Origin of the sequence: uncultured Pseudoxanthomonas sp., assembly GCF_947498795.1 — a bacterium.
Classification (GTDB): domain Bacteria; phylum Pseudomonadota; class Gammaproteobacteria; order Xanthomonadales; family Xanthomonadaceae; genus Pseudoxanthomonas_A.
In genome coordinates, this window is sequence record NZ_CANMLQ010000001.1 from 56,835 (window position 1) to 76,568 (window position 19,734).

Genomic DNA, 19,734 nt, shown 5'->3' on the forward strand with positions numbered 1-19,734 from the left:
GGAACCGAACCAGGATTCACATGAGCGACATCCTCACCACCATCCTCGCCCGCAAGGCCGACGAGATCGCCGAACGCAGTGCACGCGTTCCGTTGGCTGACCTGCGGGCGCGCATCGCCGAGGCATCGCCGACGCGCGGCTTCGCCGATGCGCTCCACGCGATGATCGCCCAGGGCGACCCCGCCGTGATCGCCGAAGTGAAGAAGGCCAGCCCTTCGAAGGGCGTGATCCGTCCGGATTTCCGTCCCGCCGACATCGCGGTGAGCTACGAATTCGGTGGCGCGGCCTGCTTGTCCGTGCTGACCGATCAGGACTTCTTCCAGGGTGCCGACGACTATCTGAAGCAGGCGCGCGATGCCTGCACGCTGCCGGTGTTGCGCAAGGACTTCACCGTCGACCCGTATCAGGTCTACGAGGCGCGCGTGCTCGGCGCGGATTGCATCCTGCTGATCGTGGCGGCGCTGGACGACGGCGCGCTGGTCGATCTGTCCGGGCTGGCGATGGAGCTGGGCATGGACGTATTGGTGGAGGTGCACGACATCGATGAGCTTGAGCGTGCGCTGCAGGTGCCTGTCCCGCTGGTCGGCATCAACAACCGCAACCTGCGCACGTTCGAGGTGTCGCTGCAGACCACGCTGGAGATGAAGGATGCGGTGCCGCGGGACCGCCTGCTGGTGACCGAGAGCGGCATCCTGGTGCCGGAGGATGTCGCCACGATGCGCGCCGCCGGCGTGGATGCGTTCCTGGTCGGCGAGACGTTCATGCGCGCGGAAGAGCCCGGCGAGGCGCTGCGTCAGCTATTCTTCGCCGCATGACGGACGCTCGCTATCCGACACCGCGCGCCGAGGCGCCGGTCGTCGTTTTCGATTTCGACCATACGCTGTACGACGGCGATTCCGGCGGCCATCTGGTCAGGTGGCTGATCCAGCGCAATCCGCTGCGCGCGGCGGTGGCGCTGGCGGCATCGGTCGTGCTGGGGCCGATGGTGGCCTTCCTGCCGACGCGCCGTCGCGGGATCTCCGGCTACATCTGGATCGGCACGTTCGGCCTGCATGGTCGGCGCAGCTTCGATGCGCTGATCGACCAGTACGTCGCGAAGCACCGCGAGGAAGTCCAACAGCGCCTGCTGCCGCACGCGCTTGATGTCTTCCGCGACCACCGCGCCCGCGGCGACAACGTGGTGGTCGCGACCGGCGCGCCGCCGGAACTGGCGCGTGCGATCCTGAGTTTCGTCGCCCACGAGGACGTGCCGGTCATCGGTACCGCCGTCGGGCCCCGCTTGGGTGCAGTGGTCGCCACGCGACACTGCCACAACGAAGAGAAGATGCGCATGCTGCGCGAGCGCGGCTACGGTGAGGTCGCGGTGGCGTACTCGGACAGCAGCGCCGACCTGCCGCTTCTGAAAGCGGCACGCGCGCCCGTGGTGGTCAATCCGAAGACCACGCGGGTGGCGATGTTCCGTCGCGTCCTGCCGCCGGGCACGCCCATCCTCAACTGGGGCTGCAAGGACCGCGGCGGTACGGCAGCGTAGCGCAGGCCCTGGCCCGCCATCGGGATCAGGTGGTGATCGGCGCTCAGTGCACAGGCGCGGCGGCAACGGCGTACTGCTTGAACGCGCACACGCGGTGCATCAGATCCGTTCCGGCGCGTTCCAGTCCTTGACCAGGTCCGCGAGCTCGATCTCCGCGAAATCCTGGTACTCGCCCGCGTCGTAGAAACGGCCATAGCAGCCCTTGCAGCTCTCGAACCAGATGTGCGGCTGCAGCGGATCGACCATGCGGATCAGCGGGCGTTCGCCGACGCAGGCAGGGCAGTCGATCCGGTCGACCTTGTTGTACTGCTCGCCGACGGCCGGGTCGCCGATGTCGATCTCGTCCGCACGATCTTTCAGCGTCTCGTGGTCCACCATCTCGAACCACAGCCCCCTGCACTGCGTGCAACGATGGACGTGGGCCTGCGGCATGGGGATCAGTTCCATCGCGCTGTGACACTTGGGGCACTGCATGGGGCGGGTCTCGGGCGGGCGAATGGCGGGATTCTACCGCGGACCTCCGCCCGTACCAGCGCTGCCGCCTCAGATCCGCAGGGGATCGATATCGACCTTGGGAAGCAGCCGTCTGGTGAAGTAACTGTCCTTGTAATAGCGCACCTTGCGGCACAGGATGGGATGGGCGAGACCCTCGTACAGCACGATCTCCTTCTCCGGCCCCATCGCCTTCAGCTCCTGCGGCAGCATCAGCGCGCGCTTCTCCAGTACCTCGTTGTCGGACACGTTGCGTCCCTGCCCATGCGAGCGCGTGCGGGCGCGGCGCTTGATGGTGGTGTAGCCCAGCATTTCCGAATAGTCGTTGGCGTCCTGCTGCTCGCGCGGCGCATAGATGATCTGCAGCGCATGGTTGGTGATGATGGTGCGCGACAGCTCCTTGCCGTACACGGCGTCGAGCTGCGCCATCGACTGGATGATCGGGAGCAGGCGAAGGTTGTAGCCGGCCATGTACGCCACCGCTTTCGCAATGATGTCGACGCGGCCGATGGCGGTGAATTCATCCATCAACAGCAGGCACTGATGCTTCAGGCTCGGGTCGTTCTGCGGCAGCACCTTGGTGTTGACGTTGATCAGCTGGCTGAAAAAGAGGTTCACGATCAGTCGGCTTTCCGCCAGCTTGTTGGGCTGGATGCCGACGTAGATCGTCATGCGGCGGCGGCGGACGTCATCGAGGCGGAAGTCGTCGGCGCTGGTGGCCGCGTCCAGCACCGGGTTCAACCACGGATTCAGCGGCTCCCGGAACGAGCCGATGATCGAGGCGAAGGTAACGTCCGCCTGCGACAGCAGGCCCGCAAAGGCGGTCCGCGCCTGTGCGCTCAACCAGGGCGCTTCGACGAGTTTCTGGAGATACGGCTTCAACTCGCCACCATCGCCCGACGCGAGCCGCAGCACTGCTCCCAGTGTCGGCTTCTCGGCGGCGTGGTCCCGGTCGTGCCGTTCGAACAGATAGAGGGTGAAGGCGAGGAACGCGTTGCGCGCCTGGCTGACCCAGAACTTGTCCTTGTCGTCGCCATCCGGATACAGCATGGCGGCGATGCTCTGGAGATCGGAGACGCGGAAGGCGGGATCCGGCGAGACGTATGTCATCGGATTCCATCGGTGGCTGCGGCGGTCTTCGGCGAACGGATTGAACAGGTAGACCTCCTGGCCAATCGAGCGACGCCACCCGGAGGTCAGATCGAAGTTCTCCTGCTTGATGTCCAGCACCACCGCCGACTCGCGATAGTCGAGCAGATTGGGAATGACGATGCCGACGCCCTTGCCGGAACGCGTCGGCGCCGCGAGGATCACGAACTGCTGCCCCGGCAGGCGCAGCAGCTTGCCGTTCATCTGGCCGACGACGATGCCGGTGTCCTTGCTGGACAGGAAGCCCTTGTTGGCGAGATCGATCATGCCGGCAAAGCGCGCGCGACCATGCAGGTTCCGGTAGCTGCGCAGCTTGTAGACCATCACGGCGAGCGCTGCCCACACGAGCAACATCACGCCACCACCCACCGCGCCGGCCGTCTTGATGCGCCATGCATAGGGCTGCACGCGGGGATGGTCCAGGTGCCTGAGATACTCGAAATAGGTGCCCGCACCGACGAGGCCGCCATCGAGCCCGAGGAACAGCAGCGCGAGATAGCCGGAAAGATAGAGGGCGCCGACGGCCGCGAGCGCGGCGAGCGCCAGGATGATCACAACGCGTGTACTGCCCAAGTTGCCCCCTGTGGTCGTTCCCTGATGATGTGCCTGCGGCGTCAGCGGCCGCCAGCGGTCTTGCCGTCCTGCCTTGCGGTCTCGATGAGGACGTACTGGTCGTTCTTCTGCCAGCGGGGCAATCCATCCTGCAACTGGATGCAGGGTTGCCCGCCACAGGACGTGATGGTGACGTGCTGCAACGCCTCCAGGACCTCCGCATCCACCTTCGCCTGTTCCGAGCGCTTCACGTTGTGCCACGCCACGTAACCGGTGCCCGCGACCATCAGGACACAGGCCGCTGCGAGTGCGCCCACCGACTGCGCGCCGAGAAAACGCGTACGTCTGGCGAATGTCGACTGTTCGTGATCGAGCTTCTCGATCGCCTGGCGCAGCCTCGACACCGTCTCGTCGATGCTCTGCGTGGCCGCGGGAACCTCCTGGGCCAGCGCTTCCCGCATCGCACGCCGCGCGTGATCACCCATCTCGCGCGTACCTTCCTCGAAGGCTTTCCTGACATCGAGCGCGGACGACTTGAGTTCCTGCGCGGACGCCTCCTGTGCGTTGGCGGCCCTGTTGCACTGGTCCGTCAGGTGCGCCGCCAGCAGGGCGGCGTTGGCGACGAAATCTTCCATCTTCGACTGTTCCATTTCGTTCCTTGCAGCGCGCGCGTCACTCGACTAGCTCGGCATCAGCATGATGCATGAGATGTTTTACGTTCAAGGTGCTCCGCCGCGCAACGAAGTCGTGTAGGAAAATTCCTACAGCCAGCTGAAGTTTCGCGTGTATCCATTGATCGCGTCACGCACGCGTTCATCGCAGTGAAGGATGATTTCACATCGGATGTGACGTCGTTCCTGCTTTCACATCGACCTTCACATTCATGATCGTACCTGTCGTTTCGATTTAATCGTATTGCAACAAGTGCCTTGTTTTATAGGGTTTTGATGCGATACGCGATACGGGGTTTGAACGACATAAACATGTTTACGTTTCTTCTCGTGTTGACGTCGCAAAAACCCGTGGCTATGTTCGGCTCGACTGGCGTGATGCAGTGCGCGGCCGCAATGTGCGACGCACGTTAAGCGCTTGAAGGAAATGCAAGGAGCTTCGACGCATGGATGCGGTGACAGGGGGCAGTGCGCAGGACAGTTGCCTGCGCAGTGCGATGAGCACGGGATCATTCCTGATTCCCGCGCATGCTGGCGCGCATTGCCGCCCCGAAACATTCTTCAGTGCCGTGACGTGTTTCCCGAGAGGCGCGCAAGGGAAGTGGGTTGCTGACGATTGCAGAAAGGTGGATTCGTGATCCGAAACGTCGTTTTCCGCAGGATGATGGTGTCGTGTTTCGTGGTGCTGGTCGCGGGGTGCGCGACGCCGCAGGCGGCGGATATCCACGGGCGCTGGCGCCCGGTGAACCGGTTCGCCGAGGCGCCCCAGGCCATCCCGCTGCAGCAGGCTTACATCTACCAGGCCTCCCCGGCGGATGGCACGCTCAAGACCATGCTCACCCGCTGGGCGAAGGACGGCAGCCTTACGCTCGCCTACCTGCATCCCAACGACTACACGCTGCACGCGCCGGTCGCACAGATCCGTACCGGGAGCCTGGAGGATGCTGCCGCCGCGCTCTCCGCTGCTTACGCCGACCAGGGCGTTCGCGTGGTGATCGAACGCCCCCGGATCATCGTGAGCCAGGCGTCGCTACCCTCCGCCGACGTGACGCCCGCCGCGTCGCTGGGCGACTGACGGCGACGGCTCGCGCATGTTCAAGAAGAAAACCTCTTCTCCCGAGATCGACCGTGCCGTTGCGCATGGTGTCAGCTTCGAGCTGACACTGGCGGAACGCGCACGCAAGAGCGAGCGTCGCGCCTGGATGGTCGCGTGGTCGGCCATCCTGATGTCGTTGATCCTGGCGGGCGGCTATTTCCTCTTCCTGCCCCTCAAGGAGAAGGTGCCGTATCTCGTCATGGCCGATCCGTACACCGGTACGGCCAGCGTGGCGCGCCTCTCCGGCAACTTCCAGGACCGCGACGTCACGACCGAAGAAGCGATCAACAAGAGCAACGTGGCGCAATTCGTGCTGGCGCGTGAATCCTACGACTCGGGCCTGGTCGGCCAGCGCAACTGGCGCACGACGCTCTCGATGGCAGGCCCTGCGGTCGCGCCGGCTTACATCGCACTGCATTCGGAGAGCAATCCGGAGCGGCCTTTCCGGCTCTACGGCAGCGCCAGTTCCGTGCGGACCCGGATCCTCAGCATCGTCCTGATCGGCGGCGGCGCCGGTGCGCGCCCCACGGGCGCCACCGTGCGATTCCAGCGCAGCCTTTACGACAAGGGGCGTGGCCAGGCACAGCCCCTGGACAGCAGGATCGCGACCCTCGAATTCACCTACAACCCGGACCTGCGGCTGAGTGAGGAGGACCGGTTGCTGAATCCGCTGGGATTCCGCGTCACCAACTATCGCGTGGACGATGACTTCGCGGCGGCGACCGTGCCGGAGCGCGAGTTCCCGATGCCGCCGGCCGCCGCGCCCGTGTCGGCGGCGGCGACGCCGCAGGTCGCAGAGCCTGCCGCGGCCGGCATGCCGCCCGCGCCCCCCAGTGAGAACGATGTGTCGACGACCCCGCAGCCCGCGGAGCAGTCGGAACCCGAGACGCGACCCGGAGTGCCCCAACGATGAGGTTGAAGTACGCCCTGCGGCGCCTGGCCGCCATTGGCCTGCTGCTCATGACGCTGCCTGCGGTGGCGCAGGTGATCGAGGAGTACACGTACTCGCCGGACAAGGTGTACCCGGTGCGCACCGGCCTGGGCATCACCACGCAGATCGAACTGTCGCCGCACGAGGAAATCCTGGATTTCAGCACCGGGTTCAGCGGCGGATGGGATATCAGCCGCCGCGGCAACGTGTTCTATCTGAAGCCGAAGAACGTCGACGTGGACACCAACCTGCTGGTGCGCACGGCAGCGCATTCGTACATCTTCGAACTGAGGGTCGTGGCGACGGACTGGCGCGTGCTGGACCAGGCCCGCGCGGCAGGCGTGCAGTACCGCATCAAGTTCGCCTATCCGGGCGACACCAGTTTCGCCGGCACCGCCAACAAGCCGCAGGAAGTGGCGTCGGAACTCGACACCGACGTGGAGCCGGGGCGCGCGTACCACTTCAACTACGAGTACGCCCAGCGCAAGCGCGGCCCCACCTGGCTGGTGCCCACGACCGTGTACGACGATCGCCGCTTCACCTATATCCGGATGGGCGACCGCACGCGCTTCCCGAGCGGCAACTTCCCGGTCGTGTTCGCGCGCGACAGCGAGGACGGCGATGAATTCGTCGTCAACTCGACCGTGCAGGACGACACCATCGTCGTCCACGGCACGTATCCCTACTTGGTCATCCGCCACGGCGACAACGTGGTCGGCTTGCGCAGGAGCCCGGAGCAATGAACCAGACGCCGCACGATCAGCCGGACACGGGCCCCGAACGGGCAGCGCCGCAGAGCCCCTACCAGACATCGCGTCCCGCACCGGAGCCGGACCTCGACGCGAATGCGCCATACCTGCGCTCCGCGGATGTGCAGCGGCTCAATCGCAAGGCGCTGCTGTTCCTGGCGGGCATCGTCGTGCTCATGCTGCTCGTCGTCTTCTGGATATTCAGTGGCGGACTGTCGTCGAAAGACGACCAGGACCAGGCGCCCGCCAAGGGGGAGCAGGTCGTGATTCCCGCGGCTCCGCGCGATCTGCCCGACCTGCCGCCCGAGGCGCCGCCCGTGCCCATGGAGCCGGATCTGCCGCCCTTGCCGGTGGTCGACGACACGGATCGCTCGACGGCGTCGATGATGGCCATGCCGTCGGGATTGCCTGATCGACAGCAGCCCTCGCTGCGCGAACGCCGCATGCTCGACATGGCCAGTACGTTCGGGGACGGGCAGCCGGGGCAGGCACCACAGGATCCCGGCATGGCCGACTATGCCGCGTTGCTGGCCGGGCAAGCCGGGCAGGGGCCTGCCGCTCCGCGCGAGGCACCGGATGGCATGACCAGCGCGAAGCCGCTGTACAACCCCAATACGCTGCTGTTGCGCGGCACCTACATCCGCTGCGTGCTCGAATCCCGCGTGATCACCGATGTGCCGGGTTATACCTCCTGCGTGGTGACCGAGCCGGTGTACTCGGTCAACGGCAAGCGCCTGTTGCTACCGCGCGGCTCGAAGGTGATGGGCAGCTACAACTCGGAGGCCATCATCGGTGAGCGCGCCGCCATCGTCTGGGACCGGATCACCACACCGACCGGCATGGACGTGAACATGCGCAGTCCGGGTACCGACATGCTCGGCGCGGCCGGCAACCCGGGACACTATTCGGCGCATTGGGCGCAGCGCATCTCGTCCGCCCTGCTCATCAGCATGCTGAGCGATGCCTTCAAGTACGCGGGCGCGAAGAATGGTCCGCAGGAAACCTCCATCATCAATGGCGCCGTCGTCCAGAACCCCTACGAAAGCAACACCGCCAGGACGATGGAGCGTCTGGCCAACATGGCGCTGGACCGGAACATGGCGCGCCCACCGACGGTGACGATCAACCAGGGCACGATCGTCAATGTGTACGTGGCGCGTGACGTCGACTTCTCCGCGGTGATGCGCTGACGGGCGTTCATTCATGGATACGCAGAACGAGCCCCTTGCCCGCATCTCCAACGAGTTCCTGGACTACCAGTACCAGGTGCTCGGGATCGGCGATCACATGCAGTCCTCGGACGTCACCGAGATCTGCATCAACCGCCCCGGTGAGCTCTATCTCGAAACGGCGCGGGCGGGGTGGCTCAAGGCCGAAGTGCCGACGCTCACCTTCGAGCGCGCGCGGCAGTTCTGCACCTCGGTCGTCAACGAAAGCAACACCGGCCAGCGCATCACCGACATCGATCCGATGGTGTCGCTGACCTTTCCGACCGGCCAGCGCGCGCAGTTCGTGATTCCGCCGGCCTGCGACGCCGGCAAGGTATCGATCACCATCCGCCTGCCGGCGAAGTTCAGCAAATCGTTGGAGCAGTACGAACAGGACGGTTTCTTCGACGACATCCTCGAGCAGCAGCAGGTGCTCGGCGACCACGACCAGGAACTGCTGGAGCTCCGTCGCAGCCGCAACTATGCGGAGTTCTTCCGCAAGGCCGTGCACTACCACAAGAACATCGTGGTGGCCGGCGCGACCGGCAGCGGCAAGACGACGTTCATGAAGTCGCTGGTCAACCACATCCCCGACCAGGAGCGCCTGGTGACGATCGAGGACGCCCGCGAACTGTTCATCCGCCAGCCCAACGTCGTGCACCTGCTTTACTCGAAAGGTGGCCAGAGCGCCAGCAACATCACCGCCAAGAACTGCATGGAAGCCTGCCTGCGCATGAAGCCGGACCGCATCATCCTAGCGGAGCTACGCGGCGACGAGTCGTTCTACTTCATCCGCAATTGCGCATCCGGCCATCCGGGTTCCATCACCAGTTGCCACGCCGGGAGCACGGCGCAGACCTGGGACCAGCTCGCCCTGATGGTCAAGGCGTCTGCCGAAGGTGCGGGCCTCGAGTTCGAAGTCATCAAGCGCCTGCTGAAGATGACCATCGACATCGTCGTGCACATCAAGGCGCACGCGGGGCGCCGCTACATCACCGGCATCGACTTCGATCCCGCCCGTGCCTTGGCTGCCTGAAGGACGCACATGAACGCCACGTACCCATCGACGACAGGGCAGGGATCCGGCAGGCGGGGCAGCCTCGGCATGCCGGGTGGCCAAGAAGGGAGGGTCTGCTGATGCTGCCTGGCATGGAGCTGATGGGCTGTACCGGACTGGCGGTTCCGCCGACGGTGATGGAGCACGTCGTGAAGGTCGAGTCCTCGTTCAATCCGTACGCGATCGGTGTGGTCGGGGGGCGACTGGCCCGGCAACCCCGCAATCTGGCGGAGGCGCTGTCGACGGCCCGCATGCTGGAGGACCGTGGCTACAACTTTTCGCTCGGACTGGCGCAGGTCAATCGCTACAACCTAACGCGGCAGGGACTCGACAGCTACGAGAAGGCGTTCGATGTCTGCCCGAACCTGCAGGCAGGCTCGCGCATCCTCGCCGAGTGCTACTCGCGCTCCGGCAACGATTGGGGCAAGGCCTTCAGCTGCTACTACTCCGGCAACTTCACGACCGGCTATCGGCACGGGTACGTGCAGAAGGTATTCGCTTCCTGGCAGCGGCAGGTGGCCAGCGGCAACGCGCAGGCCATACCGGTGATCGATCGCAGGACGGTCGCACAGGAATCGCGGACGACGCGACGCACGGCATATGAGCAGGCCTCACGCGCGGCCTCGGGCGGTCGGGCATCGTCACGCGTCGCACGCCGCGTCGAGGAAGCGAGGTCCGAGCGGGTGGACGCGCCGCGTACTTCCGCCATCGCAGCGGATGCTCCGCGGCGCACGACGACACTGCCGGCCGCACCCGTCATAGCGCCGGCAATCGCGCAGGCATCGGCCGATGCGCCCGTCACGGTGCAGGCCTATCACCAGAACACCACCACGGCGCCGCAAGCGCCGCAGGTCGTGCAGACATCCGGGAGGGATGACGCTTTCGTCTTCTAGCAGTACCCGCCAGGGATGGCTCATCGGCACGCGAAAGTGCCACCTACCGTTGCAACCACCATTTGGGGTCCATCATGAACAACACGCACTTTATCCAGGCAAAGCAGGCTTCCAGCGCCATCGTCATGCTGATCATCGCCGCCACCGCGCTGGCATTTCCGGAGCTGGCGCTCGCCCAGGACGCCACCGGCGCGCAGGGACGGGTCACCAGCTTCTTCACCAACATCAATTCCCTGCTGAACGTGGCGTCGATCGCCATCGTGACCATCGCCGTGATCTTCGCGGGCTACCAGATCGCGTTCAACCACAAGCGGGTCGGCGACGTGGCGCCCGTGCTGATCGGTGGCTTCCTGATCGGTGCGGCCGCGCAGATCGCGAAGATGCTGCTGCCGTCCGACGTGACGTCGACCGCGATGGTCGTCGGACAGATGCTGACGCAGTATGCATAAGAACGTGCTTTTCAGGGGCTGCACCCGCCCACCCATGTTCATGGGGGTTCCGTATGTGCCCTTCACGATCGGGGCGGGCAGCTGCCTGCTGCTCACGTTCTACTTCAACATGTTCTTCCTGGCCCTGCTGCCGGTCGTGATCTTCATCATGCGGCAGATGGCGCGCCGCGACGAAATGATCTTCCGGCTGCTCGGCCTGCGGTGGCAGTTCCGGACCAAGGTCCGGAACCTCCGCCACCACGAGGGCATGTGGGTGTTCACGCCCAACAGTTATCGCAAGCGCTTCGACGACTCGATCCCGGATTGACCCATGCTCGCGCCCGACCTGTCCATCGCCGAATTCATCCCGCTGTCCGCCCACGTGTCCCCGCAGGTGGTCAAGACGACGGGGGGCGACTTCCTGCTGACGTGGCGGCTGGAAGGGCTGCCGTTCGTCGGGCGCGAGGAATGGGAGCTGGAGCATCGGCACAACACGTTCAACCGCATGCTGCAGACGTTGCGGGCGCCCGATTTCGTGAACGTCGCATTCTGGGTGCATGACCTGCGCCGGCGTGGTGGCATACGCTCCGGCGCGCGCTTCGGCCAGGCGTTCAACCAGGCGCTGTCGGACGGCTACTTCGATGCGCTGTCCGCGCAGAAGATCATGCAGAACGAGCTTTACCTCACGATGATCTACCGCCCCATCGTGATGGGGAAGAAGTTCGTCGAGAAGTCCGCCAACGTGCCGCGCCTCCAGGCCGAGCAGGAGCAGGCGGTGGACAAGATCATGGAGCTGGCGGGCAACGTCGAGGCAGTGCTCAAGGACTACGCACCGACCCGGCTGGGCATGTACGAATCCGATGCGGGCGGCGTCTTCTCCGAAACGCTCGAGTTCTTCGGCTTCGTCCTCAACCGCATCTCCGAACCGGTCCCGGTCCTGCGCGCGCCGCTGTACGATTACCTGGCAGTGAGCCGGCACATGTTCTCGTCCAAGACGGGCGATTTCGTCGTCAGCACGCCGGATGGACGGAACCATTTCGGCGCCATCCTGAATATCAAGGAGTATACGGACGGTACCTGGCCCGGCATCCTCAATGGCCTGAAGTATCTCGACTTCGAGTACGTCATCACGCACTCGTTCAGTCCGATGGGGCGCCAGGACGCACTGAAGGTTCTGGACCGCACCAAGGGCATGATGATCTCGTCGGGCGACAAGGCGGTGAGCCAGATCATCGAGCTGGATGGCGCCATGGACCAGGTCGCATCCGGCAACTTCGTGCTGGGCGAGTACCACTTCATCATGACCCTGTACGCGGAGGACCAGCAGCGCCTGTCGCAGAACGTGGCCGTGGCGCGGGCGGAGCTGTCCAACGCCGGCTTCGTGTCCGCCAAGGAAGACCTGGCCGTCTGTTCTTCGTTCTATTCCCAGCTACCGGGCAACTGGCGCTACCGCACGCGGCTGGCGAACGTCAGTTCGCTGAACTTCCTGGGACTGTCGCCGCTGCACAACTTCGCCACCGGCAAGCGCGACAACAATCCGTGGGGCGACAGCGTGACGGTCCTGCAGACCACCAACGGACAGCCTTATTATTTCAACTTCCACGCCACGCATCCCGCCGAGAATTCGCTGGGTGAGAAGGCCATTGCCAACACCATGGTCATCGGCAAGTCGGGCACCGGCAAGACCGCGTTGATCAACTTCCTGCTCAGCCAGGTGCAGAAGTTCGATCCCGTGCCGACCATCTTCTTCTTCGACAAGGACCGTGGTGCGGAGATATTCGTGCGCGCCTGCGGCGGCAACTACCTGGCGCTGGAGAACGGGCAGCCTACCGGCTTCAACCCGTTCCAGTGCGAACGCACCGATGCCAACGTGCAGTTCCTGGCGGGGCTGATCAAGGTCCTGGCGGCCAAGAGCCACTACACGGCACGGGAGGACGAGGACATCTTCCGGGCGGTCGAGTCCATGCTGGACATGCCGCTCCACTTGAGGTCGATGACCAACTTTCAGAAGAGCCTGCCCAACATGGGGGACGACGGACTCTATGCCCGCCTCCGCAAGTGGACGTCAGGCAACGCGCTCGGCTGGGTGTTCGACAACCCCGTCGACACGATCGACCTGAGCCGGGCCAGCATCATCGGCTTCGACTACACCGATGTCATCGAGAATGCCGAGATCCGCGTCCCCGTCATCAACTATCTGTTGCATCGGCTGGAAGAGCTGATCGACGGTCGTCCGCTGATCTACGTGATGGACGAGTTCTGGAAGATCCTCGACGGCGGTGGTGCGCTCAAGGACTTCGCCAAGAACAAGCAGAAGACCATCCGAAAGCAGAACGGCCTCGGCATCTTCGCCACCCAGAGCCCGGAAGATGCGCTCGCCAGCGACATATCTGCGGCGCTGATCGAACAGACGGCGACGCTGATCCTGCTTCCCAATCCGAATGCGGCGCGCGAAGACTACATCGACGGGCTGAAGCTGACCGACGCGGAATTCAAGGTCATCAAGAGCTTGGACGAGCGCTCGCGCTGCTTCCTGGTCAAGCAGGGCCACGCCTCGACCGTGTGCCAACTCAACCTGCGCGGCATGGACGATGCCCTCGCGGTCATCTCGGCCAGCACCGACAACATCGAGATCATGCATCGCATCGTCGAGGAAGAAGCTCTGCGGCTAGGCGTCGACAAGGCCGACCTGCGCCCCGAGCAGTGGTTGCCGCGTTTCCAGGAGGAGCGCAAGGGGTCGCGCAGTCGTCCCGACACCTCCGCACCCTTGTCTCCTCGGGAAGAGCGTTCCACCGGCCCGCGACCCGCGCGGACCACCCACTCCAGCTTTCAGTATTGACGGATAACCAAGGACATCATCATGAACGTCTCGACATCCCATGTTCGCGTCCGCCACGTCGCCCATGCCCTGCTAGCCGCGGGCGTCGTCTTCGCCGCAACGGCACAAGCGCAGTGGCGGGTCGTGGACAACGCTGCCAACAACAAACTCCAGGACATGAACAGCAGGATCGGCACGACCAGCGCGTCGGGTAACGGCAACGGCACGGTGAACGGAAATCTGAGGGATCTCTACCAGCAGCAGGTATTCGAATCTTTCAATGGCAACAATGAGGACAGCAAGGCCGCACCGGAGCCGGAGGAGAAACTCCAGCATGCGCAGCCCACCCAGAGCGGGGTGAACATGAATGCGGACAACCGCTGCAAGCAGGCGACCAGTGGCATCGCGCAGCAGCAGTATCAGCTGTGCCGGGAGATCGTGAACACGGAACTGGCGAAGTACAACTATTCGCTGAAGATGTACGAAGTGACCACGCAGCGCCAGCGCTATCTCGATGAGCTCAAGCGTCAGCGCGCCAGCATCCAGAGCCATGAGGTCGGCAAGCTGCAGGACAACACGAACCGCATCCTGCTGCTGATGTCGCAGATGGAGATCGACCGCCAGCAACAGCAGACGTACATGGACGCCTATGTCGCCCGCATCGGGTACCTGCAGGAAGCCAGCAAGACCCTGTCGCAGCAGGCGCTGGAGGGCAAGGGGAGCGCGTCTGGTCCGGGCGGCGTGGGTGGACTCATCGGCGGCGCGGTGGGCATCGGCACGTTGAAGTTGGCGCTGGACGCGGCACAGTCAAAGCGTCGTCATTGATCCGCTGCGGGTTGTAGTACCCGCCACGGGAAGCGATGTAGCAGCACGAAGGAATGGACATGGTGGATCTGCCTTCATTGGGTAATGGATTGGCGGCGGTGCTGCGCGAGGTGGGCGCTGCCCTGGGCGCGGTCGAGCGCTGGGCGTTTTTCAGGTTGGTGTTCGACTGGATAGACGAGGAGATCAATATCTTCCGCGACAATCTGCTCGGCGAGATGGCCGAGTGGGTGGGAGGCGTCGCCTTCGTCCTGCTCACGCTGTGGGTGCTGCTGCAAGGCTACCGGATCGTCACGGGCCAGTCGCGCCAGTTCATGATGGAGCTGGTGGTCAAGTCGCTGAAGTGGGTGCTGATCATCACGGTCGCCACGACGTTCGCCATGGGAAGCAGCAACATCCACCAACTGCTGACCGACGACATGCCTCGCTCGATCAACGAACTGGTGACAGGCGACGACGAAGGCCCCGAAGACTCCATCGACGACAACCTGCAGCAGATGGAACTGGCGATGGTGGCGATAGATGCGCTCTACACCAGCTTCGACGAAACCTTGCAGGAAGCCAAGACACGCACCATGTGGTTCACCGGCGTAGGCGTCGCGGGTCCCTCGCTGATGGGGGGTGCCATCCTCCTGATGTACAAGATGGCGATGGCACTCTTCGTGGGGCTGGGGCCGTTCTTCATCCTGACCCTGGGATTCGAGCAGACGAAGGGCATGTTCCAGAAGTGGATCTGGTACGGCGTCGGCACCATGTTCTCGCTGGCGGTGCTCGCCTTCACCGTGTCGATGATCTCCAAGCTGTTGGGCGTGGTAGCGGTCTCGTTCGCTGCTCAATACCTGACACTGCTGGCCACCAACACGTCACCACAGGGAATCAGCAGCATGGCGATGCAACAGGGCGGCCTCGGCTTGCTGATGACGCTGTTCCTGGTCACCGTACCACCCATGGCGGCAGCGTTCTTCCAAGGCACGGTGGGTCAGTTCATGGCGTACAACGCGTTTGGACAGGGGCAGGCGGTACAGCCGACCGGCTCTGGCTATGCCCCCATTCCAAGTCAGCCGGCTACCGGTCAGGCGGATACCAGAGCAACTGTTCAGGCCGGCATACCGAATGGAACTCATAGGAGCGTAGGCTAGATGCGCGCCAGAATCGTTGCCATGACGCTCGTGGTAGGGATGATCGCATTTAGCGGTCAGGCATCAGCACAGATGGCATGTCCTCAGGGTGTGACGCCAGGGAATTCTCAATGTCTTCCTACAGGTGGCACCGCGGCGCCTCCCCCGCGATCGCCACGCTGGCTGCTTACTTGGGGGGCGATGGCCGAAGATCAGAAGTCATCTGTCGTGGGAACCTCGAGCGGCGAACTGTCGCGAGGCGCCGCACAGCGAGCCGCAGTAAAGAAGTGCGAGGCCATGGGTGGCGTGGGCTGCAAGGCAGTGTATTCCTACAAGAATACATGTGCGGTAATCGCGGAGCCGGTTGCGCTTCTGGAACGAATGAATAGCTACTATCAGAACGGGCCTACGATAGAAGAAGCTACTCGTTTGGTGATTCCGCAGTGTAGAGATGGCAACGGTGGTCACGAGTGCCGCATCATCTACTCGAATTGCACATCTCCGGTACTGCGGCAATGACCAATGTCATAAAGACATGGAGATGAAGGTCATCACCTTCCTTCTTTTGTCATGCACGAACTTGAACACGACCGCGCTCGCTTAGGCGGTATTTCCACGAAGCGCAATGCCAGGGCCATGCAGATGAGTCGGATGGAAGGTAACTACATCTTGCGATGTGAACTGGCATGCGCGCTGTCGTTTCTCGGCATCGCGATGGCTTGAGCAGGTGACGGCCAAGGAGGCGAAATGAACCCAGTGGCTAGTGCGTGAGTGATCAAGGGAATTCAGGACGGACAGATGATTGCGCATTTCACTTCTGGAAGCAGGTCCCGATGGTCGCCAGTATTTCTTGGAATCGCCCTGTTCTCGGTAACCGCATGCAGTGATGCCGTGGATACGAAACGACGACCCCAGTACAAAGAGAACCCCAACCCGGTGCAGGCGTACCGGTTGCGCATGCACATCCACGATGCACCAGGTCCCCTCAAGGTGACGGTCAGTGCGATACAGCACGATGTCGTCACCCCGGAATGCCTGCCGCCGCCGAACGCCAATCCTGGTGGACACCTATCTCCTATACCGACGAATGACATTCCGTTACACCTGGAGCGGGTATCTGAGGCGGAGTACACCGGCGTCTTCTACAAGGATGCAATGATCGATGAGGACTACCACGGTAGAGGCATCTGCCGTTGGGAATTGATCCAGGTGCAGGTACAGCTGAGTGCAGCCGGCGCGGAGCAGGAAACACGGTTCATTTCCAGCCTGAATCGCGAACAGATTGAGGGAGGGGAGGGAAAGCGGACTTACTTCTGGAAATCGCGTTACCCTCGCGTCGAAGATTTTGACGCTTTCCCTGACCTCGGTGAGAGCGACGTAGATGCCATTCCTGAAGGGAGTCGCGCTGAGTTCTTCAGCGTCAGCATGGAAGCCGAGGAGTTGACCAAATGATGCTCGCATCCCAGCAGTACGCGAACTTGGTCGAGCACAGCTACGATCGCGACGGCCGGATGCGCGATCTCGTGAACAAGCAGATTGTGCTTGAGGGTGTGAGGTACAAGATTCTCCATTTCGTCGACAATGCGAAAACGGGCTATCAGGGCACGGTCTACCAGCACCTGGACAGCGGCGATGTCGTCGTCGCGCACAGGGGCACCGAATTCGAAAGACAGCGCTGGGACGATTTGATCAAGACGGATGGCGCGATGGTATTGACTCGGACCAATCTGCAGGCGGACGACGCAGTCGCCCTAACGCGATGGGCGCGCGATTACGCCGAGGAGCAAGGACAGTCGCCGGGAAAGCGTACGCCCGAAGTCACCGTCACCGGGCATTCGCTGGGCGGCACGTTGGCGCAAGTCAGTGCCCACCACTACGATCTGCGTGGCGAGACATTCAACGCCTATGGCGCGGTCAGCCTGGATCGCCGGATCCCGGAAGGCGGCGATCGCGTTGTGAACCACGTGATGGCGGCGGACACCGTCAGCTCCTCCAGTCCACATTACGGAAAAGTGCGCATCTACGCGCAGCCCGACGAGATCGGCATGCTGGCCGGCGCAGGCTACGCCAACAACGGCGCGCGACTGCTGGATCCGCGTGCGAGCCTGGTCGCCGGCATCCGCGGGTTTGGTTCACACGACATGCACCGCTTCCTCAACGTGGATGGTGAGCGGCGCCCAGACCGTTCCGTGCTCGGAGATGCGCAGACACACGCACTGGCCCGTGAGTATGCGCCGATGATCGGCAAGTACCGCGACGATGTGGAAGGAATGCGCAGCGCGATCACGATCGCGGCACGCGGTCCCCATGGGGCGATGCGCGATGGGTTCGAAGCGTTGCGTGGTGCGGTGCCGGCAGGCGAGCCCGGTGCGCGTGACGAGCGCGTGCGCATGGCTTCGCTCCTGCCGGCGTGGGGCACCTTCGCTGCCACTGCGCGCCCTCGCGATGGCAGTAACGAGAAGAGGGAGGACGGCATGGAGCCCGCCGGACCGTTCCGTCCGCCACGCAAATCCGAGGTGCGCTCTCCCGCAGACGAGGTGGATCGCCTGCTCTCCAGTGTGGGGGCCGACGACCCGGATGGTCTGCGTATCGCCCTGCATGACCTGCGGGTCTCGCCGTACGGGCGGGCCTGGCTGAGCCAACTCGAGAGCCATCGACAGCGACTTGCCGAACCCACCCCGCGTATGGAGGCGCAACAAAGGGAGCTGACGACACAGGAGCGTGCATCCCCCATGCCGAACGTCGAACACAAGCCCGTGCAGATGGACATCGCACGTTGACCGCGGAACGGCTTGTTAAACCATGAGTGTCCATGCACTACGAGGAACGTAGCCATGAAACGAAGCATCAAGTTCATCATTCCGCTGAGCCTGCTGGTGTTGTTCGATCTCAGCGCGCAGTCCACCAGCGGCTACTACCAGCCGCTTCACTACCGCATGGACGACCCCTTCGTGTTCTGCACGCAGGGCCAGGACGTGAGAAAGAATCCGATGCCGTGCTGGAAGCCCATGCCGCCCTTCACCGGCGCTTTCATGTTGATGCCCTATTGTCGGCCACCGAACCCGTACGGCAAGGATTGGACCCAGGACGACACGCTTTCGTTCGCCCAATACAAGTCGGTCTGTCCGAAGGCGATCGAGTCGGGTCGATGGGAGGGTCGCGGCCGGCCCGAGAACACGCCCATCCGTCATTGATGCCGACACCTTGCTTGCCCACGAACGCTCTTGTCATGGAGTCGCCCACATGAGGTTGCAACGCATGAAGGTCCTTTCCCCCGTGCTTCTGGTCGCGATGGCAACGCTTGTGGGCGCGTGCGATGCGCCTGCTCCGCGAAGTGCGCAGGCCGTGGAGCAGGCGACGCCCCCCCAGAATAAGGAAGAAGCCATGTCAGAGCTGAAGCCGCCCTCCACGGACAGCGTGTTGTATTTCATCTACCAGCGGGATGGCGACGGTGCGGTCAGCTACGAGGTCGACGGCGGTGCCACCGTCAGCTACTGGTACGGCCATGCGTTCGATCTCAAAGGAAAGCACTACTTCACGGGCTTCGGCAGCAAAAGCGAGGGCGAGGGTCCAGAGGGCGACAACGGGATGATGGACCCCGAGCATGTCGCCATCTCACAGGCGACGTTCACGCGCGTGGAGAAGGAGGGCAAGGCCGAGTGGTCCAAGCCCGACACGGACGGCTATGTCGGCGAGTTCGGCAGGATGGGGCGGGCCGAGCAGATTGATGAGTCGCGAAAGGCACAGTCTTTCACGACCGGCGACGGTCGCTACCTCTTGGCGGTACCGACGTTGGATTTCGTGAACGGCACGGACGTACGCATGTTCGCTTTGCTTCTGTTCGATCCCGACAACGTGGACGCACTCGGATTCAGGCAATGGGGCTATCTGGGGAGCATTCCCGTCAGCTACGACAATAGTGATGCGTGCGATGGTGGGGAGGTGATGCCTTGCGCGGCGAGCAGCGGGACGCTCGCATTCGAGCAGACCGGTGCGGGCCTGCCTGACCTCAAGGTTGTCTCGAAGGGAACCACCATCGCCGCGCCCGGCAAGGTTCGCGACATGACGGAGGCGGACACCGTGGTCTACACCTTCGATCAGGCGACGCAACGCTACGAAAAGTAAGCGGATTCACAGTTGACCGACTTGTAGCAGGCCCAGGGAGGGGCCCGGTTGACGTCCAGCGACCCCCCGGTCGCGTACTTCAGCAAAGGAGCCA

20 protein-coding genes are annotated in these 19,734 nt (G+C 63.5%); 17 read left to right on the plus strand and 3 right to left on the minus strand.

Features of this window, described 5'->3' with window-relative positions; translation table 11 throughout:
• The first annotated feature begins 20 nt into the window (after positions 1–20).
• Positions 21–815, plus strand: a complete 795-nt coding sequence (gene trpC / locus Q0907_RS00295) for an indole-3-glycerol phosphate synthase TrpC (protein ID WP_299340388.1) — start codon at positions 21–23, stop codon at positions 813–815.
• Complete coding sequence (locus Q0907_RS00300) at positions 812–1,531, plus strand: HAD-IB family phosphatase (protein ID WP_299340390.1); 720 nt, start codon at positions 812–814, stop codon at positions 1,529–1,531. Before trpC ends, Q0907_RS00300 begins: the two co-directional genes overlap by 4 nt.
• A 99-nt stretch (positions 1,532–1,630) precedes the next feature.
• Here Q0907_RS00300 and Q0907_RS00305 read toward each other — a convergent pair whose 3' ends face one another.
• From Q0907_RS00305 to Q0907_RS00315, 3 genes are all read right to left on the minus strand, one after another.
• Positions 1,631–2,005 (minus strand): zf-TFIIB domain-containing protein, encoded by a 375-nt coding sequence (locus Q0907_RS00305; protein ID WP_299340393.1) that lies wholly within the window; start codon positions 2,003–2,005, stop codon positions 1,631–1,633.
• Positions 2,006–2,074: 69 nt separating this feature from the next.
• Entirely contained in the window at positions 2,075–3,727 is a 1,653-nt protein-coding gene (locus tag Q0907_RS00310) for a type IV secretory system conjugative DNA transfer family protein (RefSeq protein ID WP_299342579.1), read from the minus strand.
• Between the two features lie 59 nt (positions 3,728–3,786).
• Positions 3,787–4,374, minus strand: a complete 588-nt coding sequence (locus Q0907_RS00315) for a hypothetical protein (RefSeq protein WP_299340395.1) — start codon at positions 4,372–4,374, stop codon at positions 3,787–3,789.
• A gap of 682 nt (positions 4,375–5,056) precedes the next feature.
• Between Q0907_RS00315 and Q0907_RS00320 the strand changes: the two genes are divergently transcribed.
• The 15 genes from Q0907_RS00320 to Q0907_RS00390 all read left to right on the plus strand — a co-directional run bounded on the left by Q0907_RS00320 (position 5,057) and on the right by Q0907_RS00390 (position 19,640).
• The gene (locus tag Q0907_RS00320) at positions 5,057–5,470 is read left to right on the plus strand and encodes a hypothetical protein (protein WP_296279829.1); all 414 of its coding nucleotides are present in this window, start codon (positions 5,057–5,059) and stop codon (positions 5,468–5,470) included.
• 16 nt (positions 5,471–5,486) lie between these two features.
• The gene (locus Q0907_RS00325) at positions 5,487–6,404 is read left to right on the plus strand and encodes a type IV secretion system protein (RefSeq protein ID WP_299340397.1); all 918 of its coding nucleotides are present in this window, start codon (positions 5,487–5,489) and stop codon (positions 6,402–6,404) included.
• The gene (locus Q0907_RS00330; protein WP_299340399.1) at positions 6,401–7,165 is read left to right on the plus strand and encodes a TrbG/VirB9 family P-type conjugative transfer protein; all 765 of its coding nucleotides are present in this window, start codon (positions 6,401–6,403) and stop codon (positions 7,163–7,165) included. Before Q0907_RS00325 ends, Q0907_RS00330 begins: the two co-directional genes overlap by 4 nt.
• A complete protein-coding gene (locus Q0907_RS00335; RefSeq protein ID WP_299340401.1) occupies positions 7,162–8,361 on the plus strand; it encodes a TrbI/VirB10 family protein in 1,200 nt (399 codons plus the stop codon). The genes Q0907_RS00330 and Q0907_RS00335 overlap by 4 nt, the downstream gene beginning before the upstream one ends.
• Positions 8,362–8,374: 13 nt before the next feature.
• Complete coding sequence (gene virB11 / locus Q0907_RS00340) at positions 8,375–9,415, plus strand: P-type DNA transfer ATPase VirB11 (protein WP_299340403.1); 1,041 nt, start codon at positions 8,375–8,377, stop codon at positions 9,413–9,415.
• A 101-nt stretch (positions 9,416–9,516) separates the two neighbouring features.
• Positions 9,517–10,329 (plus strand): lytic transglycosylase domain-containing protein, encoded by an 813-nt coding sequence (locus Q0907_RS00345; protein ID WP_299340405.1) that lies wholly within the window; start codon positions 9,517–9,519, stop codon positions 10,327–10,329.
• Positions 10,330–10,403: 74 nt separating this feature from the next.
• Complete coding sequence (locus Q0907_RS00350; RefSeq protein ID WP_296279486.1) at positions 10,404–10,778, plus strand: TrbC/VirB2 family protein; 375 nt, start codon at positions 10,404–10,406, stop codon at positions 10,776–10,778.
• Positions 10,771–11,085, plus strand: a complete 315-nt coding sequence (locus tag Q0907_RS00355; protein WP_296279488.1) for a VirB3 family type IV secretion system protein — start codon at positions 10,771–10,773, stop codon at positions 11,083–11,085. The genes Q0907_RS00350 and Q0907_RS00355 overlap by 8 nt, the downstream gene beginning before the upstream one ends.
• Before the next feature lie 3 nt (positions 11,086–11,088).
• Positions 11,089–13,596, plus strand: a complete 2,508-nt coding sequence (locus Q0907_RS00360; protein WP_299340407.1) for a VirB4 family type IV secretion/conjugal transfer ATPase — start codon at positions 11,089–11,091, stop codon at positions 13,594–13,596.
• A 21-nt stretch (positions 13,597–13,617) separates the two neighbouring features.
• Entirely contained in the window at positions 13,618–14,400 is a 783-nt protein-coding gene (locus tag Q0907_RS00365) for a hypothetical protein (protein WP_299340408.1), read from the plus strand.
• A gap of 59 nt (positions 14,401–14,459) precedes the next feature.
• A complete protein-coding gene (locus Q0907_RS00370) occupies positions 14,460–15,536 on the plus strand; it encodes a type IV secretion system protein (protein ID WP_299340410.1) in 1,077 nt (358 codons plus the stop codon).
• 750 nt (positions 15,537–16,286) lie between these two features.
• Positions 16,287–16,967, plus strand: a complete 681-nt coding sequence (locus Q0907_RS00375; protein ID WP_299340412.1) for a hypothetical protein — start codon at positions 16,287–16,289, stop codon at positions 16,965–16,967.
• Positions 16,964–18,295 carry a hypothetical protein gene (locus Q0907_RS00380; protein WP_299340414.1) on the plus strand — a complete coding sequence of 444 codons (1,332 nt, stop codon included), beginning with the start codon at positions 16,964–16,966 and terminating at the stop codon, positions 18,293–18,295. Before Q0907_RS00375 ends, Q0907_RS00380 begins: the two co-directional genes overlap by 4 nt.
• A gap of 54 nt (positions 18,296–18,349) precedes the next feature.
• Positions 18,350–18,709 carry a hypothetical protein gene (locus tag Q0907_RS00385; protein WP_299340416.1) on the plus strand — a complete coding sequence of 120 codons (360 nt, stop codon included), beginning with the start codon at positions 18,350–18,352 and terminating at the stop codon, positions 18,707–18,709.
• A 49-nt stretch (positions 18,710–18,758) separates the two neighbouring features.
• Positions 18,759–19,640 (plus strand): hypothetical protein, encoded by an 882-nt coding sequence (locus tag Q0907_RS00390; protein WP_299340417.1) that lies wholly within the window; start codon positions 18,759–18,761, stop codon positions 19,638–19,640.
• Positions 19,641–19,734: the final 94 nt, after the last annotated feature.

Excerpts from the sequence above, each read along its gene's own strand:
- trpC (WP_299340388.1), top strand. The coding sequence starts at position 21 with ATGAGCGACATCCTCACCACCATCCTCGCCCGCAAGGCCGACGAGATC.
- Q0907_RS00300 (WP_299340390.1), top strand. The coding sequence starts at position 812 with ATGACGGACGCTCGCTATCCGACACCGCGCGCCGAGGCGCCGGTCGTC.
- Q0907_RS00305 (WP_299340393.1), bottom strand. The coding sequence starts at position 2,005 with ATGCAGTGCCCCAAGTGTCACAGCGCGATGGAACTGATCCCCATGCCG.
- Q0907_RS00315 (WP_299340395.1), bottom strand. The coding sequence starts at position 4,374 with ATGGAACAGTCGAAGATGGAAGATTTCGTCGCCAACGCCGCCCTGCTG.
- Q0907_RS00320 (WP_296279829.1), top strand. The coding sequence starts at position 5,057 with ATGATGGTGTCGTGTTTCGTGGTGCTGGTCGCGGGGTGCGCGACGCCG.
- Q0907_RS00325 (WP_299340397.1), top strand. The coding sequence starts at position 5,487 with ATGTTCAAGAAGAAAACCTCTTCTCCCGAGATCGACCGTGCCGTTGCG.
- Q0907_RS00330 (WP_299340399.1), top strand. The coding sequence starts at position 6,401 with ATGAGGTTGAAGTACGCCCTGCGGCGCCTGGCCGCCATTGGCCTGCTG.
- Q0907_RS00335 (WP_299340401.1), top strand. The coding sequence starts at position 7,162 with ATGAACCAGACGCCGCACGATCAGCCGGACACGGGCCCCGAACGGGCA.
- virB11 (WP_299340403.1), top strand. The coding sequence starts at position 8,375 with ATGGATACGCAGAACGAGCCCCTTGCCCGCATCTCCAACGAGTTCCTG.
- Q0907_RS00345 (WP_299340405.1), top strand. The coding sequence starts at position 9,517 with ATGCTGCCTGGCATGGAGCTGATGGGCTGTACCGGACTGGCGGTTCCG.
- Q0907_RS00350 (WP_296279486.1), top strand. The coding sequence starts at position 10,404 with ATGAACAACACGCACTTTATCCAGGCAAAGCAGGCTTCCAGCGCCATC.
- Q0907_RS00355 (WP_296279488.1), top strand. The coding sequence starts at position 10,771 with ATGCATAAGAACGTGCTTTTCAGGGGCTGCACCCGCCCACCCATGTTC.
- Q0907_RS00360 (WP_299340407.1), top strand. The coding sequence starts at position 11,089 with ATGCTCGCGCCCGACCTGTCCATCGCCGAATTCATCCCGCTGTCCGCC.
- Q0907_RS00365 (WP_299340408.1), top strand. The coding sequence starts at position 13,618 with ATGAACGTCTCGACATCCCATGTTCGCGTCCGCCACGTCGCCCATGCC.
- Q0907_RS00370 (WP_299340410.1), top strand. The coding sequence starts at position 14,460 with ATGGTGGATCTGCCTTCATTGGGTAATGGATTGGCGGCGGTGCTGCGC.
- Q0907_RS00380 (WP_299340414.1), top strand. The coding sequence starts at position 16,964 with ATGATGCTCGCATCCCAGCAGTACGCGAACTTGGTCGAGCACAGCTAC.
- Q0907_RS00385 (WP_299340416.1), top strand. The coding sequence starts at position 18,350 with ATGAAACGAAGCATCAAGTTCATCATTCCGCTGAGCCTGCTGGTGTTG.
- Q0907_RS00390 (WP_299340417.1), top strand. The coding sequence starts at position 18,759 with ATGAGGTTGCAACGCATGAAGGTCCTTTCCCCCGTGCTTCTGGTCGCG.